The sequence below is a fragment of the Micromonospora parastrephiae genome (assembly GCF_016802865.1).
GTDB lineage: Bacteria > Actinomycetota > Actinomycetes > Mycobacteriales > Micromonosporaceae > Micromonospora > Micromonospora parastrephiae.
In genome coordinates this window covers 1-1,871 of the sequence record NZ_JAEVHM010000384.1, presented here as the reverse complement: position 1 = coordinate 1,871, position 1,871 = coordinate 1, and the positions used below count along the sequence as shown (strand labels likewise).

General features: G+C 71.0%; 3 protein-coding genes. 1 reads left to right on the top strand and 2 read right to left on the bottom strand.

The genetic code is table 11. The features are described 5' to 3' along the window. On the bottom strand, positions 1-136 hold a 136-nt coding region (locus JNW91_RS31245; RefSeq protein ID WP_203179030.1), incomplete at its 3' end, for a site-specific integrase. Positions 137-156: 20 nt separating this feature from the next. Beyond that, on the bottom strand, positions 157-1,272 hold the full coding sequence (gene ald, locus JNW91_RS31240) for an alanine dehydrogenase (protein WP_203179029.1): 1,116 nt from the start codon (positions 1,270-1,272) through the stop codon (positions 157-159). A gap of 293 nt (positions 1,273-1,565) precedes the next feature. On the opposite strand from ald, the gene JNW91_RS31235 reads away from it, so the two are divergent. Next, entirely contained in the window at positions 1,566-1,823 is a 258-nt protein-coding gene (locus JNW91_RS31235) for a TM2 domain-containing protein (RefSeq protein ID WP_151490084.1), read from the top strand. The last annotated feature ends 48 nt before the right edge of the window (positions 1,824-1,871 follow it).

Genomic DNA, 1,871 nt, shown 5'->3' with positions numbered 1-1,871 from the left:
GGTCCAGGTCCCGGCGGTACGAGACCAGGGTGTTCGGGGACAGGCCACGCTCGACCGTGAGGTGATCGAGGTAGGCCCGCACGGCACGGCGCAGCGCCGGCGCGGACCGCTCGTCCGCGCCGGCGGAGCCCGGGATGCCGGTCAGCCCGCCACCGCTCAGGCCAGCGCGTCGGCCAGCGGGAGCACGTCCATGCCGTGCGCCTCGGCCACCGGGCCGTAGGTGACCCGGCCGTCGTGGGTGTTGAGGCCCAACGCCAGCGCCGGGTCGTTGCGCAGCGCCTCGCGCCAGCCCTGGTTGGCCAGCTCCAGGGCGTACGGCAGGGTGACGTTGGTCAGCGCGTAGGTGCTGGTGTTCGGCACCGCGCCGGGCATGTTCGCGACGCAGTAGAAGATCGACTCGTGGACCTTGTAGACCGGGTCGGCGTGCGTGGTGGGGCGCGAGTCCTCGAAGCAGCCGCCCTGGTCGATGGCGATGTCGACGAGCACACTGCCCGGCTTCATCCGGGAGACCAGCTCGTTGGAGATCAGGGTCGGGGCCTTGGCACCCGGCACCAGCACCGCGCCGATGACCAGGTCGGCGTCGAGCACGGCCCGCTCGACCTCGTACGCGTTGGAGGCGACGGTCTGCAGGTGGCCGCGGTAGATGGCGTCGGCCTGGCGCAGCCGGGCGACGTTCTTGTCCAGCAGCAGCACCTCGGACTGCAGGCCCAGCGCGATGGCGGCGGCGTTCATGCCGGAGACGCCGGCGCCGATGACGACGGTCTTGGCCGCGTACACGCCGGAGACCCCGCCGGGCAGCACACCGCGTCCGCCGCCGGTACGCATCATGTAGAAGGCGCCCACCTGCGGGGCGAGCCGGCCGGCGACCTCGGACATCGGGGCGAGCAGCGGCAACGACCGGTCGGGCAGCTCGACGGTCTCGTACGCGATGCCGGTGACCTTGCGGTCGATCAGCGCGTCGGTGCACTCCTTGGAGGCGGCCAGGTGGAGGTAGGTGAAGAGCACCTGCCCCTCGCGCATCCGGTGGTACTCCTCGGCGATCGGCTCCTTGACCTTGAGCACCAACTCGGCGGCCTCCCACACCTCGTCAGCGGTGGCGAGGATCGTCGCGCCGGCGGCGGCGAACTCCTCGTCGGTGATGCTGGAGCCGACACCGGCGCCGGACTCGACGAAGACCTGGTGGCCGCTGCGGGTGAACTCGTTGACACCCGCTGGCGTGATCGCCACGCGGTACTCGTGGTTCTTGACCTCGCGTGGGATTCCGACCTTCACGATGCAGACACCTCTCTTCGGGGCCGCTCTCCCCCGACTGCTCGGCGCCGCAATGGCCCCATTGCCACCGCGGTCCACCGGTCCCGCCGGCGGCAGTCTAGGCGCGCGCAGCGCTGCCGCGAGCCAGCACAGTGGCATCCGGTGGTCGGGTGTCCTGACGATGTGTCAGGGCACCGACCGGATCCGGCGGTGCAGTGCCGCCTCAGCCGTCAGGACAGTGTTTCGCCACTATCGTCCCATCTGCCGGGTGGCGGTGCGGACAGCGGGCGAGTGGATCACTAATGTGACCGCCCATGACCACTCCTCCTTACCAGCCCGGGTACGCCCCGGGTTACTCCGACAAGAGCAAGGTCGTCGCGGGCATCCTCGGCATCCTGCTCGGCACCTTCGGGGCCGGTCGGTTCTACACCGGACACACCAAGATCGCCGTTCTCCAGCTCGTCGTGAGCCTGGTGACCTGCGGCGTCGGCGCGCTCTGGGGCGTCATCGACGGCATCCTGATCCTGGTCAACGGCGGCACGGACGCGCAGGGCCGCCCGCTGCGGGACTGACCGGCCACGCCGACACGCGAAGGGGCCCCGCGGCTGACCGCGGGGCCC